This window comes from Promicromonospora sp. NPDC050262 (assembly GCF_040655935.1).
Taxonomy (GTDB): Bacteria; Actinomycetota; Actinomycetes; order Actinomycetales; family Cellulomonadaceae; genus Promicromonospora.
Genome location: NZ_JBFAKX010000022.1, coordinates 1 through 13,234 on the forward strand (window position 1 = coordinate 1; position 13,234 = coordinate 13,234).

Below are 13,234 nucleotides of genomic sequence, written 5' to 3' on the forward strand. Positions count from 1 at the left end.
CGCAGACGAAGATCCTCCAGGTGCTGGCCCGCAGCGGCCCGATCAGGCAGGCGCGGCTGGCCGTGGAGCTCGGGTACGCGGCTCGCTCGATCACCTCGGGTGACCTGTGGGTCTGACACGTCGCCGCATCCCGGGACGCCGCGGCTGTTCCTCGACCGGTTCGCGACGTCCGACGGGAAGGCGCGCATGGTCCCCGTCGACCACGTGGGCCTGAGCGACGAGGTGCGCCCCGACGCCCCGGTGTACCTGGTCACGGGCCGCGTGCTGCAGCACTACCAGTCGGGTGCGCAGACGCACCGCGTCGCGGAGCTGGAGCGTCTCGTGGCCGAGCCGTACGTGGAGCTGCACCCGGTGCTGGGCTTCCGCGTCGGCGTGCCCGACGGCGCCCGCGTGCGCCTCACCAGCGCCCGTGGCCGGGTCGAGGCGACGGCGCGCTGGACCGATGCCGTACGTCCCGACACCGTGTTCATGCCGTTCCACTGGAGCGGCGTCGGGTCGGTCAACCAGGTGACGACGGATGCCACGGACCCGATCTCCGGGATGCCGGAGTTCAAGGTCTGCGCGGTGGACGTCGCGGTGGTGGATGCCGCAGTGGTGGACGCTCCGGCGGTCGACGCGCTCGACCGGCCGGGCACCCTACAGAAGGAGCTCTCGACATGAACCTGCGTGTCCCTGTGAAGGTCGTCGTGGTCGGTTTCGGGATGGTCGGTTCGCGGCTCGTCGACGAGCTGCTGCGCCGCGAGCCCGAGGCCTTCGACATCACGGTGCTCGGCAGCGAGCCCTACGAGCCGTACAACCGCGTGCTGCTCAGCGACGTGGTGGCCGGCCGGACCGACGTCGCGGCCATCACGATGCCCCTGCCCGACGGCGCCCGCGTCACCGTGCGCCGAGGCGTCACCGCGACGTCGATCGACCGGGAGTCGCGCGTGGTGCACGCCGACGACGGCACCGCGCACCCCTACGACCACGTGGTGCTGGCGACCGGCGCGGCGGCCCGGATCCCGCCGATCCCGGGCCTGCGCACGCCCGACGGCGGCCTGCCCGCCGGGGTGCACGCGCTGCGCAACCTCGACGACGCCCGCGAGATCGTGGCCGCCACGGTCAACTCGCCGCGCGCCGTGGTGGTCGGCGGCGGCGTGCTGGGCCTGGAGGCCGCCGTCGGTCTCGCCGGCCGCGGCCTGAACGTGACGCTCGTCCACAACGTCCAGGCCATCATGGAGCGCCAGCTCGTCCCGGAGGCCGCCGACGTCGTCCGGGCCGGGCTGGAGGGTCAGGGCGTGACCGTGCGGCCGAACAGCATCTCCAGCGAGGTGCTCGTGGCGGGCGGCCGCGCCGTCGGCATCCGGGTCCGGGACAACGCGGGTGCGGCGTCGGCGGGTGCTGCGTCGCCGGGCGGTTCGGCGGGCGCCGCCGTGCGCGACGAGGTGGTCGCCGCGCGGCTGATCGTGTTCTCCGTCGGCACCATCCCCGAGACGGGGCTCGCCGCGGCGGCGGGGCTGACGACGGACCGCGGCGTCGTCGTCGGGTACGACCTCGCCAGCCCGGACGACCCGCGCGTGCACGCGATCGGCGACTGCGCGCAGCCTCCGAGCGGCTCGCGGGGGCTCGTCGCGGAGGGGTGGGACCAAGCACGCCGCCTGGCGGAGCACCTGGTCTCGCTGGTGGAGCCGGTCGCACCGGCCGTCGCGTCGGCCGTTGCGCCGGCCGTCGTGACGCCGGCGGGTGTCGCGGGCGGTGCGCCGGGCGATCCCGCCGGGGTCCGGCCGACGGCGCACCTCCGGCTACCGCACGACGGCGCCCAGCCCAGCATGGCGGTGCGGCTCGGAGCCCTGCTGACCAGCGGTGCGGCGACAAGCCGCGCCCAGACGGACCGGGGGATCGACACGCGCGGGACCGACGTCGTGAAGGTCAAGGCCGGCCCGCTCAGCGTCACCACGATGGGGGTCTGCGGCCCGTCGCGCCCGGACGAGCTGACGCAGCGCGCGATCCGCCTCGCCGATCCCAGAGCGGGCCGGTTCATCGAGGTGGTGGTCTCCGACGGCATCCTCGTGGGGGCCACGTGCGTGGGCGACCCGCGCGTCGCCGCCGACCTCACCGCCGCCTACACCCGCCGCACCCCCGCGCCGCTGGACCCCGCGTTCCTGCTGCTCACTCCGGTGATGGCGGCGGCGGCCCCGGCCTCGTCCCCCGAACACATGCCCGAGGACGCCGTGGTGTGCCGCTGCAACGGTGTGACCAAGGGCGACATCGCGGGCGCGTGCCTGCCGGGCGCGCACTCGGTCGAGGAGGTCGTGCGCGAGACCCGCGCGACGACGGGCTGCGGCTCGTGCAAGGACGCCGTCTGCGGCCTGGTCGACTGGCTCCGGTCGACGGCGGAGGCGGTCCCGGAACCGGCGTGAGGCACGGGAAGTGCGGGAGGTGCGGGAGGTGCGCTTCTACCCAGTCATTGGGCCCGGAATCACGGGGTTTCCGGGCCGGATGACTGGGTAGAGGCGCACCTTCAGCCCAGCGGGCGGGTCCACTCCAGCGTGTACCGGAAGAACAACCGACGGCGGAGCCGCGCCCCCGGCAGCACGGCGCGTGCGGTCCGGGAGATCTCCGCGAACGTCTCGGCAGGGTCGCGCACCGGCATCATGGGTTCGCCGTCCGCTCGGCCTTCGCCCGCTCCGCCGTTGCCCGCGCCCGCTCGGTCGTCGCCCGCGCCGCCACCGCCGTCGTCCACAGGGGCACGGACCGGCTGTGGATGCTTGATCAGCCCGACCAGCGGGTTGAGCAGCGACGACGGGAGGTCCCACGCGAGGTCGGTCAGCGAGTCGGCCCGCGCCAGGCCGACCACCAGCAGCCGCCCGCCGGGCGTGAGCAGCCCGGCAGCGTGCCGGAGCGCAGCCTCCAGCGGCAGGTGGTGCAGCACCGCGACCATCGTGACGGCGTCGAACGTGCCGTCGACCTCCTCGAACCGGGCGTGCCGCACGGTCACCGCGAGATCGCTCGCGAACCGCTTTGCGGCGATCGCGGCCATGGCGGCGTCGGCGTCCACGCCGAGCACCTCGTCGAACCGCCCGCGCAGCCGGCCCAGCAGGAGCCCGTTGCCGCAGCCGACGTCAAGCACACGGAGCCGCCGGGCCGGGAGCCGCCGCAGGATCCACCCGTGGAAGTGGTCGTTGTGGCTCCACGGGTGCCGCTGGTTGACCCGGTGCAGCCAGCGTCCGCCGGCCCGCACCAACGGGTTGGGCACGGTCCGGATGTCCACGGCGCCACGCTAGCGGTGCATCTCGGCGCGCGGCCAGGCGTCCTTGTCGGTACGCTCAACCGCATGTAACTATCATTGGGGATAGTATCTTTCAAGATAGTAATAGGAGTCGAGATGTCGGAGTACGTCGAGCGGAGACGGCAGACCGCGGAGCTGCAGCACCTGCTCAACCAGGTGGCGAACGGGACGGATCGACCCGGTCGGGCCGTACTCATCCGTGGTCGACGCCGGGTGGGGAAGTCGCGTCTCGTCGAGGAGTTCATTCACAAGGCGGGGCTCCCCAGTATGTTCTTCACGGCGGCTGGCCGCTCGGTGCGTGATGACCTCGCGGCCTTCGCCCAGGACGCTGTCGCCTCAACCCTGCCTGGAGCGGAGCTGTTCGCTGGTGATCCGCCGTCGAGCTGGGACAACGCCCTTCGACTCCTCGTCGCAGCGCTCCCGACCGAGGGCCCCGCAATCGTGGTGCTGGATGAGCTGCCGTACGTCACGGCAGCCGACGACGGCTTCGAGGGTGTGCTCCAGAGGCATTTCGACCGTGAGCTCAGCAGGCGTCCCGTGCTGCTCATCGGGATCGGTTCTGACCTGGCGATGATGGAGGCGCTCAACGACTACGACCGGCCCTTCCATCAGAGGGCGACCGAGATGGTTGTTCCTCCGCTCTCGCCGACCGAGGTAGGGCGAATGCTCTCGCTCTCGCCCGGGGACGCGTTCGATGCCTATCTCGTGAGTGGCGGTCTCCCTCTGATCTGCCGGGACTGGGGCAAGGGCCAGGGCCTGTGGGCCTACCTCGAGGAGGCGCTCACGCATCCGACGTCGTCGCTCCTGGTGAGTGCCGAAAGGTCGCTCGCTGCTGAGTTTCCGGGTGACGTGCAGGCTCGCCGAGTGCTCGAGGTGATCGGCCGGGGTCAACGCCGGTTCACCGGGATCGGCTCGAAGGCCGGCGACCTGAGGGCGACCTCCCTGACCCGGTCTCTCGATCTGCTCAAGACGAAGCGCATGGTGGTGTCCGAGCGGCCGCTCTCGCTCAGGACGTCGACCGACACGAGGTACCGGATCGTCGATCCGTATCTGTTGTTCTGGCTCCACTTTCTCGGTCCTCACCTCGCCGAGATCGAACGAGGCCGAGGTGACCGCGTCCTCCACCGGGTCCGTGACGAGTGGACGCGGTGGCGAGGTCGTGCCATCGAACCGGTCGTCCGGGAGTCGATCGCCCTGATGCGACATGCGGAACTGCCGGTGCCTGTGGACGGGTCGATGTCGGTCGGGGGTTTCTGGAACCGCACCAACAGCGTTGAGGTCGACCTCGTTCTGGCAGACAAGGAGCCTGTCGCGAAGAGCGTCTACGGCGTGGGCTCGATCAAGTGGACCACCAAGCCGTACGGCGTCAGGGAGCTCGGGGAGCTCATCGCTCACCGGGCTCAGGTGCCTGGCGCGACGGAGAGCACCGGCCTCGTGGTCGTCAGCCGGAACGGTGTCGACGACCAGGTCCGTGCGTCCGAAGCGGTTGTGCTCGGTCCGGATGAGCTGCTTGCCCAGTGGAACTGATCCCTACCCGCTCACCGGGCCCCGATCGGGCCTGTGAGGAAGATGTTCGGCTCGGGTAACCGAGGGCGCACCAGCGCGAAAAACCCGCGACCTACGGTCAAGACATGGTCAATTCCGGCAATCCTCAGCACCTTGTGGTGATCGGCGGTGGCATGGTCGCGCAGCGGCTCGTCGAGGCGCTGCGCGCCCGGGACGACGCCGGTCGCTACCACGTCACCGTCTTCGCGGAAGAGCCACGCGCGCCCTACGACCGCGTGGGCCTGACCCGCTGGTTCGACGAGGGCCCCGAGGGCATCGCCCTGGGCGACCCGGCCCTGTGGGCGGACCCGCTCGTCACCCTGCACACCGACCGCAAGATCGAGTCGATCGACCGCGCGGCGAAGACGGTCACCGACCGCCTCGGCCACGTGCACCCCTACGACGAGCTGGTGCTCGCCACGGGTTCCAGCGCCGCGATGCCGCCCATCCCCGGGAACGACCTCCCCGGCGTCTTCGTCTACCGCACCATCGACGACGTCGCGGCCCTGCGCGGCTGGGTCGAGGAGAAGCGCCGGAGCTACCCCGAGGGCAAGCCGGTCCGCGGCGCCGTCATCGGCGGCGGCCTGCTGGGCCTGGAGGCCGCCGGGGCCCTGACCGCGCTGGACGCGCAGGCCACCGTGATCGAGTTCGGCACCCACCTCATGGGTGTCCAGGTCGACCTCGGCGGCGGCCACGCGCTGAAGCGCCTGATCAACGGCAAGGGCATCGGCGTCCGCGCGGAGACCGCGACCAGCCAGATGAAGCCCCACCGGCGTACCGGCCACGTGGGCCGCCTGGACTTCGCCGACGGCGGGCGGCTCGACGTCGACGTCGTCGTGGTCGCCACCGGCGTGCGCCCCCGGGACGAGCTCGGCCGGGCGGCCGGGCTGCCGATCGGCGAGCGCGGCGGCGTCGTCGTCGACCTGACCTGCCGCACCGAGGACCCGCACGTCTGGGCCGTCGGCGAGGTCGCCTGCATCGAGGGCCGCTGCCTCGGCCTGGTGGCGCCCGGCAACACGATGGCCGAGGTGGTCGTGGACCGGCTGCTCGGCGGCCTGGCCGAGTTCCCCGGGGCCGACACCGCGACCAAGCTCAAGCTCTCCGGTGTCGACGTCGCGTCGTTCGGCGACGCGCACGCCCGCACCGAGGACGCCGTCGAGGTGGTCTGGGCCGACCCCGTGGCCGGCGTCTACAAGAAGCTCGTCCTGTCCGACGACGCCCGCACCCTCCTGGGCGGCGTCTTCGTGGGCGACGCCGGACCCTACGCCAGCCTGCGCCCCATGCTCGGGGCGGAGCTGCCCGGCGACGACCCGAGCGCGTTCCTGCTCCCGGAGGGCGGCGGCTCCGCGCCGGGCCTGGAGCTGCCGGACGACGCCAACGTCTGCTCCTGCAACAGCGTCTCGGCGGGCACCATCCGCGGCGCCGTCACCGAGCACCAGTGCACCGACGTGCCGGGCGTGAAGGCCTGCACCCGGGCCGGCACGACCTGCGGCGCCTGCCTGCCGCTGGTCAAGAAGCTCGTGGACACCGAGCTGGAGCGCGCGGGCATCGAGGTCAGCACGGCCCTGTGCGAGCACTTCGAGATGTCCCGCGCCCAGCTCTTCGACGCCGTCCGGGTCGCCGACCTGCACTCGTTCAGCGACATCGTGGCCCGGTTCGGGAGCGGCACGACGGCGGACGGCGCGGCCACCACCGCGAAGGGCCGCGGCTGCGACATCTGCAAGCCCGTCGTCGCGTCCGTCCTGGCGAGCCTCGGCAACGGGCACATCCTGGCCGGCGAGCAGTCGACGCTCCAGGACACCAACGACCACATGCTCGCCAACCTGCAGAAGGACGGCACCTACTCGGTGGTGCCCCGGATGCCCGGCGGCGAGGTCACGCCGGAGGGGCTCATCGTGGTGGGCGAGGTCGCGCGCGACTTCGGGCTCTACACGAAGATCACGGGCGGCCAGCGCATCGACATGTTCGGCGCCCGCGTGGAGCAGCTCCCGGACATCTGGCGCCGGCTGGTCGACGCCGGCTTCGAGTCCGGGCACGCCTACGGCAAGTCGCTGCGCACCGTGAAGTCGTGCGTCGGTTCCACGTGGTGCCGGTACGGCGTGCAGGACTCCGTGGGCATGGCCGTCGAGCTGGAGCTGCGCTACCGCGGCCTGCGCTCGCCCCACAAGCTCAAGATGGGCGTGTCCGGCTGCGCCCGCGAGTGCGCCGAGGCGCGCGGCAAGGACGTGGGCGTCATCGCCACGGACAAGGGCTGGAACATCTACGTGGGCGGCAACGGCGGTCAGACGCCCCGGCACGCGAAGCTGCTCGCGGAGGACCTGACGTCGCAGGAGCTCCTGCGCACCGTCGACCGGTTCCTCATGTACTACGTGCGCACGGCCGACCGGCTGCAGCGCACCGCGCCGTGGATCGAGGAGGTCGACGGCGGCCTGGACGGCGTGCGCGAGGTGATCATGGAGGACTCGCTCGGCATCTGCGCCGACCTGGACGCCGCGATGGCCCGCCACGTCGAGAACTACGAGGACGAGTGGAAGGCCGTGCTGGAGGACCCGGAGAAGCTGCGCCGGTTCTCCTCGTTCGTCAACGCCCCCCAGGACGCCGACCCGTCGCTGGCCTACGTGACCGAGCGCGGCCAGCGCCGTCCGGCGACGTCGGCCGAGCGCGCGTCCGGCGTCGTCATCGCGGGCCCGAAGCTGGAGGTACGAGCATGAGCGTCAACGAGCTGGCGGAGACCCGGGTGGCTGGGGAGCCCACCGCCCCGAGCCGTTGGGAGCGGGCCTGCCTGCTCACCGACCTGTTCCCCGAGCGGGGCGCGGCGGCGCTCTTCGGGGACGTCCAGGTCGCCCTCTTCCGCCTGCCCGACGACGCCGCCTACGGCGGCCACGCCGGGCGGGTGTACGCCGTGCAGAACCTGGACCCGTTCTCGGCGGCCAACGTGATGTCGCGCGGGATCGTCGGCACCCGGGCAGGCGAGCCCACGGTGGCTGCGCCGGTGTACAAGCAGGTGTTCTCCCTGGCCACGGGCACGTGCCTGGTCCTGGCCGACAAGACCCCGAAGGACGACCTCCCCGCGGACCTGGTGACCTACCCGGTCGAGGTCCGCGACGGCGTGATCCACGTGGGCCTCCCGTGACCGGGCGCGTGACGCTGGTCGGGGGCGGGCCCGGGGCGCCCGACCTGCTGACCGTGCGGGCCTGGCGCGCGCTGCAGGCGGCCGACGTCGTGGTGGCCGACCGGCTCGGCCCCGTCGAGATCCTCGCCGAGCTCCCGCCGCACGTCCGCGTGGTCGACGTCGGCAAGGAGCCCGGCCGGCACCCCGTGCCGCAGGAACGCATCAACGAGCTGATCGTGGAGCACGCGCTGGCGGGCGCCCACGTGGTGCGGCTCAAGGGCGGCGACCCGTTCGTGCTGGGCCGCGGCGGCGAGGAGGTGCTCGCGTGCGCCGCCGCCGGCGTGCCGGTCGAGGTGGTCCCGGGTGTCACCTCCGCCGTCGCCGTGCCGGGCCTGGCCGGGATCCCGCTCACCCACCGCGGGGTCACCACGGGCTTCCACGTGGTCTCGGGCCACTGCGCCGCGGAACCCGCCGCTCACGTGTCAGACGCACAGATCACCCCAGGGAACCGTGCGTCTGACACATCTGGGCCGCTCGACGGCGCCGCACTCTCCTGCGTGCGCGACGGCACGGCTACGCTTGTCGTACTGATGGGGGTGCGGTCCCTCGGCGCGATCGTGGCGCAGTGCCTGGCCGCAGGCGCGGATCCCGGAACTCCCGTGGCGATGGTGGAGAACGGTTCCACGCCGGAGCAGCGTGTCACGCGGGCCCGTCTCGACGAGGCGGCCGACGTGGCGGCGGCCCGTGGTGTCCGGTCGCCCGCGGTCGTCGTCATCGGCCACGTGGCCGCGGCTGGGCTTCTGGAGGGTACGAGTGAGCGACGTCTGGCAGGTGCCGGTGTCTGACGTCGCAGCGCCCGCCCACGCCCAGGCCGCCCACCCGACGCTGGGCCAGGTCATGGCCGGTGCGACCGTGCTCGTCACGGCCGAGCGCCGGGCTTCCGAGCTCGCCGCCGCCCTGGAGCGGCGCGGCGCCACGATCCGGCACGCGCCCGCCCTCAGCATGATCCCGCACGTCGACGACGAGACGCTGATCGCCGCGACCCGGGCCATCGTCGCCGCGCCGCCCGACGTCCTGGTGGTGACGACCGGGATCGGGTTCCGCGCCTGGATCGAGGCCGCCGACGCGCACGGGCTCGCCGAGCCGCTCCTCGGCATGCTCACCGGGATCCGGCTCGTCGCGCGCGGGCCCAAGGCTCGCGGCGCGATCCAGGCCGCCGGCCTGCAGGCCGACTGGGTGGCCGAGTCCGAGACGTCCGCCGAGGTGGCGGAGGTGCTGCTCAGCGAGGGTGTGCAGGGGCTGCGCATCGCGATCCAGCATCACGGCGCGGGTGCCGACGGGCTGGACGAGGTGTTCGAGAAGGCCGGCGCGCAGGTCGCGAGCCTCGTCGTCTACCGCTGGGGCCCCGCACCGGACCCGACGGCGGTCCGCGACTCCGCGCACGCGGTGGCCGACGGCGAGATCGACGCCGTGGTCTTCACGTCCGCTCCGGGCGCCGAGGCCTGGCTGCAGGCCGTCGAGGCGGAGGGCCTGGTCGACCGGGTCCGCGCACGGTTCGCCGACGGCGGCACGGTCGCCGCCGCCGTGGGGCCGGTGACGGCCAAGCCGCTGGAGCACCGCGGGATCGTGCCGCTGCAGCCCGAGCGCGGGCGGCTCGGCGCGCTCGTGCGCGCGCTGGTGGGGCACTACGAGCACATCGAGTCCGTGGCACTGAGCACGGTCGCCGGGTCGCTGGTGATCCGGGCCCGCGTGGCGGTGCTCGACGGCAAGGTGCTGCCGCTGTCCCCGACGGGCGTCGCGGTGCTGCGGCTGCTCGCGGCGGCGGAGGGCGACGTCGTGCCGCGTGAGGAGGTGCTCGCCGCGCTGCCGGGCGACTCGCAGGACACCCACGCCGCCGAGGTCGCGATCGCGCGGCTGCGTGAGGCGGCGGGCCGCCGCGACCTGATCCGCACGGTGGTCAAGCGGGGCTACCGCATCGAGCTGGCCTGACGGTCGCTGAACCTGCGCGCTCCCCTTCGAGGCCTAAGTTTCTTCGCTTTGCGGCCGTTCAAAGCGGAGAAAGTCGGGTCTCGAAGGGGACCGGCCGCCCGCGGAATCAGTCGGCCAGCTTGAAAGCGAGCTCCGTGTCCCACTGCGCCATGTCCGGCTGCTCCGCGGGGTCGGTGAGGTAGAACTCGAACCGGCCCGCCCACGCGTCGCCCGAGTCGGTGTCGTGCCGGTCGAACGTGAGCCCCTCCGCGGCTGCCCACCGCAGCAGGGCGCCGGTGGCGTCGACCAGGCCGTCGGGGTGGCCGTGATGGACGGTCGTCACGTAGCGTCCGGCCGGGATCGTGCTCACGGCGACGTCGCCCGCGGAGGTGAGCGCGGCGCCGTCGGGCACCGGGAAGCCGACCTCGACGACGAGGTCGGCGGCCATGTCGATCACGTGGTACCGGAAGTACGGGGCGCCGTCGGGGTGCGAGCCGCGCTCGGCGAGCCAGCCGGCGATCTCGGGGATGCGGTCCGCGATCCTCGCGATCTCGGTCATCGGCACGGTGTCCGTGATGCCGGCCGTGGGGGTCTCGGGGCGTGTTTCGACGCGGTAGGTGCTCATGGGGTGCGGACCACCCGGGTCGGCGGAACTCATCGGTCCGGTGACCACAGCGCCCCCACCAGGACGGACTCGACCACCTCGCGCACCGCGGCCTCGTCGGGCAGCGCGCCCAGCTCGCCGGCGAACATCAGGTGCCCCGTGCCCACGACCGTCATCGCGAGGTAGCGGGGCTCGGGGGTCGGGGCCACGCGCCCGTACGACTGCTCGGCCGTGAGGTAGGTCGTCAGCGCCCGCGTGATCTCCACGAGCAACGGCAGACCCTCGGGCGACGTCTCGCGCAGCCGCCGGCGCAGCTCGTCGCGGGCGGTGACGAGCGCGACGACGGCGAGCGCGACGTCGTCGAGCGTGGCGGCCAGGTACCCCGACACGTTGCCGACCACCGTGCGGGAGCCCGCGGCGGCGACCAGTCGGTCGCCGACCTCGTCGGCGCGCTGGATGCGGGTGCGCACGAGCGCGGCGAGGAAGTCGTCGAAGTCGGCGAAGTGGCGGTGCAGCACGCCCTTGGCGACGCCGGCCTCGTCCGTCACGGCGCGGCTCGTCAGCGCCGCGGCGCCGCCCCTGGCGAGCAGCCGTTCCGCGGCGGCCACGAGCTGGGCGCGGGGGTCGTCGAGCGCGACTCCGGTGGGCACGGGCGCCTCCTCCTGTTCCGGCCGTGCGCGGGTCGCGGGGATGGTCCGCGACCGTTCGGGCCGTAGCAATGTTGCCTGAGTGGGCATGTGCCCACTAGCGTGGGCGCATGCCCACTTCAAGAGTGCCCGACGGCGTCCGCACCGCCCACCTGCACCGTGGTGCGGCCGAAGGCTTCGGCGCCGACGCCGAACGCTACGACCGCACGCGCCCGGTCACGCAGCGGCCGGTCGCCGACGCGGCCCTCCGGTACCTGGCCCACGACGGCGGCCGGCTGGGTGAGCGCGCCGCTCCTGGTGCTCCCGATCGTCAGGATGCCGCCGTGCCCGGCGCAGCCGGCGTCCGGCTGCTGGACGTGGGGATCGGCACGGGGCTGTCCGCCCTGCCGTTCCGAGCCGCCGGAGCGGAGGTGCTGGGCGTCGAGGCCGACGCGCGCATGGCCGCCGTGGCCCGGGCGCGGGACCTGGCCGTCGAGGTGGCGCGTTCGAGGAGTGGGATCCCGCGGGTCGCACGTTCGATGCCGTCGTGTCGGGCATGACGTGGCACTGGGTGGATCCCGTCGCCGGAGCCGTCCAGGCTGCCCGGGTGCTGCGCGAGGGCGGCGTGCTGGCCGTGTTCTGGCACGCCGCTGACCTGCCGCCCACCCTCCGTGCGGCGATGCACGAGCTGTACTCCGGTGCGCTGGCGGGCACCCCGGGGGCAGCCATGTACGCCCCGGGGCGTACGGCCGCCGACGGGTATGAGGTGATGCTCGACCGTGCCGGGTCGGGCCTGGAGGAGGCGGGCGGGTTCGCCGGTCCGGAGCGCTGGCGGTACGCGTGGCAGCGCAGGTACGGCGTGGACGAGTGGCTCGACCAGGTCCCGACGTCGGGCGGCTTCGCTCGACTGCCTGAGGCGGTGCAGCACGCGGTCCTGGACGGCGTCCGGTCCGTCCTGTCCCACGACGAGGCCGTGGTCGACGGCACGTTCACGGTGGACCACACCACCGTCCTGCTGGCGGCCCGGCGTAGGTTCTGACAGCTCGGCGGTCCGGACTCAACCTTCCGCGTCCTCCGTCCGTTACGGGCAGCAGGACGAGAGGAGCGCTGGCATGGCGCGGTGGGAGGAAGAGCTCGCGGAGCTCGTGGTGCGGCGCGGTGGTGCGCTGGTGGGGTACGGGTACTCGCTCACGCGGGACAAGGCGCAGGCCGAGGACCTGGTGCAGGACGCGCTGGTCAAGGTGTACTCGCGGCTGCGCCGTCCGCCGTCGGTGGTCGGGCAGACGCAGGTCGACCTGGACCAGCCGGAGCCGACCAACGCCGAGGGGTACGTGCGTCGTGCCATGCTGACGATCTACCTGGACGGGTACCGCAGGCGGAGCCACTTCGCCGGGTTCAAGCACCTCCTGGCCGACGACGAGCACACGCCCGGCGCGGACCGGGTCGCCACCGCTCGGGTCGACGTGGGCGTGGCCCTCGCCCGCCTGTCCCCGCGGCAGCGCGAGGTGGTGGCGCTGCGCTACTTCGAGGACATGACGATCCCGCAGATCGCCACGGCACTCGGCCTGAACCAGGGCACGGTCAAGCGGCACCTGTTCGACGCGACGGCGGTGCTGCGCCAGGCGCTCGCCGAGGTCTCGGTGCCCGCCATGGACACCGATCTGGACGATCGGGTGGGCACCGTGGTGGGCGCGACGCGCCGGCGCCGGGTGACGAAGGTGGCCGCGGTGGCGGGAGTGTCGATGGTCCTGGCCGTGGTGCTGGCCCTGAGACGACAGCGAGTCCTCGACCTGGCCCCGGGTGGCCACCTTCACCAAGAACGAGGCCGCGTGGCAGGAGGCGGTCGATGCTGGTGTCGTCAGCGCGGAGCAGGCCGCCGTCGATCGTCCCGCCGGGAAGTACTCGGGCTGGCAGCTCAACATCCAGGACCACATGCGGGAGGGGCCGACCTGGTCGACCTTCTACGAAGGCGACGACGAGTGGTGCTCGTTCGTGGACGTCGGGCTCGATCCGGAGTGCACAGAGGTTGGGCCGCGCCCATGAGGTTCCGCGAACTGCCCGCGCATCGCCATCATCGTTCTCGCGTTCCCGCCCGTCAGGGAGGATGAAAG

13 protein-coding genes are annotated in these 13,234 nt (G+C 73.1%); 10 read left to right on the forward strand and 3 right to left on the reverse strand.

The genetic code is table 11. The features are described 5' to 3' along the window. Positions 1–186: 186 nt before the first annotated feature. Both AB0I29_RS24020 and AB0I29_RS24025 read left to right on the forward strand, forming a co-directional pair. Entirely contained in the window at positions 187–660 is a 474-nt protein-coding gene (locus AB0I29_RS24020) for a molybdopterin dinucleotide binding domain-containing protein (RefSeq protein ID WP_357486438.1), read from the forward strand. Further along, on the forward strand, positions 657–2,399 hold the full coding sequence (locus AB0I29_RS24025; protein WP_357486440.1) for an FAD-dependent oxidoreductase: 1,743 nt from the start codon (positions 657–659) through the stop codon (positions 2,397–2,399). The genes AB0I29_RS24020 and AB0I29_RS24025 overlap by 4 nt, the downstream gene beginning before the upstream one ends. A gap of 101 nt (positions 2,400–2,500) precedes the next feature. On the opposite strand, the gene AB0I29_RS24030 is transcribed toward AB0I29_RS24025, so the two are convergent. Further along, entirely contained in the window at positions 2,501–3,250 is a 750-nt protein-coding gene (locus tag AB0I29_RS24030; protein WP_357486442.1) for a methyltransferase domain-containing protein, read from the reverse strand. Between the two features lie 114 nt (positions 3,251–3,364). On the opposite strand from AB0I29_RS24030, the gene AB0I29_RS24035 reads away from it, so the two are divergent. The 5 genes from AB0I29_RS24035 to AB0I29_RS24055 all read left to right on the forward strand — a co-directional run bounded on the left by AB0I29_RS24035 (position 3,365) and on the right by AB0I29_RS24055 (position 9,914). Further along, a complete protein-coding gene (locus AB0I29_RS24035) occupies positions 3,365–4,795 on the forward strand; it encodes an ATP-binding protein (RefSeq protein ID WP_357486444.1) in 1,431 nt (476 codons plus the stop codon). Between the two features lie 104 nt (positions 4,796–4,899). Further along, positions 4,900–7,524, forward strand: a complete 2,625-nt coding sequence (gene nirB, locus AB0I29_RS24040; protein ID WP_357486446.1) for a nitrite reductase large subunit NirB — start codon at positions 4,900–4,902, stop codon at positions 7,522–7,524. Beyond that, positions 7,521–7,946, forward strand: coding sequence for a nitrite reductase small subunit NirD (nirD, locus tag AB0I29_RS24045; protein WP_357486448.1), 426 nt, complete (start codon positions 7,521–7,523; stop codon positions 7,944–7,946). The genes nirB and nirD overlap by 4 nt, the downstream gene beginning before the upstream one ends. Further along, entirely contained in the window at positions 7,943–8,770 is an 828-nt protein-coding gene (gene cobA, locus AB0I29_RS24050; protein ID WP_357486450.1) for a uroporphyrinogen-III C-methyltransferase, read from the forward strand. The genes nirD and cobA overlap by 4 nt, the downstream gene beginning before the upstream one ends. Further along, complete coding sequence (locus tag AB0I29_RS24055) at positions 8,739–9,914, forward strand: uroporphyrinogen-III synthase (RefSeq protein ID WP_357486452.1); 1,176 nt, start codon at positions 8,739–8,741, stop codon at positions 9,912–9,914. Before cobA ends, AB0I29_RS24055 begins: the two co-directional genes overlap by 32 nt. 106 nt (positions 9,915–10,020) lie before the next feature. Here the strand turns inward: AB0I29_RS24055 and AB0I29_RS24060 are convergent, their stop codons facing one another. Continuing rightward, positions 10,021–10,518 carry a GyrI-like domain-containing protein gene (locus AB0I29_RS24060; RefSeq protein ID WP_357486454.1) on the reverse strand — a complete coding sequence of 166 codons (498 nt, stop codon included), beginning with the start codon at positions 10,516–10,518 and terminating at the stop codon, positions 10,021–10,023. A gap of 29 nt (positions 10,519–10,547) precedes the next feature. Further along, on the reverse strand, positions 10,548–11,147 hold the full coding sequence (locus tag AB0I29_RS24065) for a helix-turn-helix domain-containing protein (RefSeq protein WP_357486456.1): 600 nt from the start codon (positions 11,145–11,147) through the stop codon (positions 10,548–10,550). 107 nt (positions 11,148–11,254) lie between these two features. Here AB0I29_RS24065 and AB0I29_RS24070 point away from each other — a divergent pair, with 107 nt between their 5' ends. The 3 genes from AB0I29_RS24070 to AB0I29_RS24080 all read left to right on the forward strand — a co-directional run bounded on the left by AB0I29_RS24070 (position 11,255) and on the right by AB0I29_RS24080 (position 13,231). Next, positions 11,255–11,683, forward strand: coding sequence for a methyltransferase domain-containing protein (locus AB0I29_RS24070; protein WP_357486458.1), 429 nt, complete (start codon positions 11,255–11,257; stop codon positions 11,681–11,683). Continuing rightward, complete coding sequence (locus AB0I29_RS24075) at positions 11,680–12,162, forward strand: hypothetical protein (RefSeq protein ID WP_357486542.1); 483 nt, start codon at positions 11,680–11,682, stop codon at positions 12,160–12,162. Before AB0I29_RS24070 ends, AB0I29_RS24075 begins: the two co-directional genes overlap by 4 nt. Positions 12,163–12,235: 73 nt before the next feature. Beyond that, a complete protein-coding gene (locus AB0I29_RS24080; protein ID WP_357486460.1) occupies positions 12,236–13,231 on the forward strand; it encodes a sigma-70 family RNA polymerase sigma factor in 996 nt (331 codons plus the stop codon). The last annotated feature ends 3 nt before the right edge of the window (positions 13,232–13,234 follow it).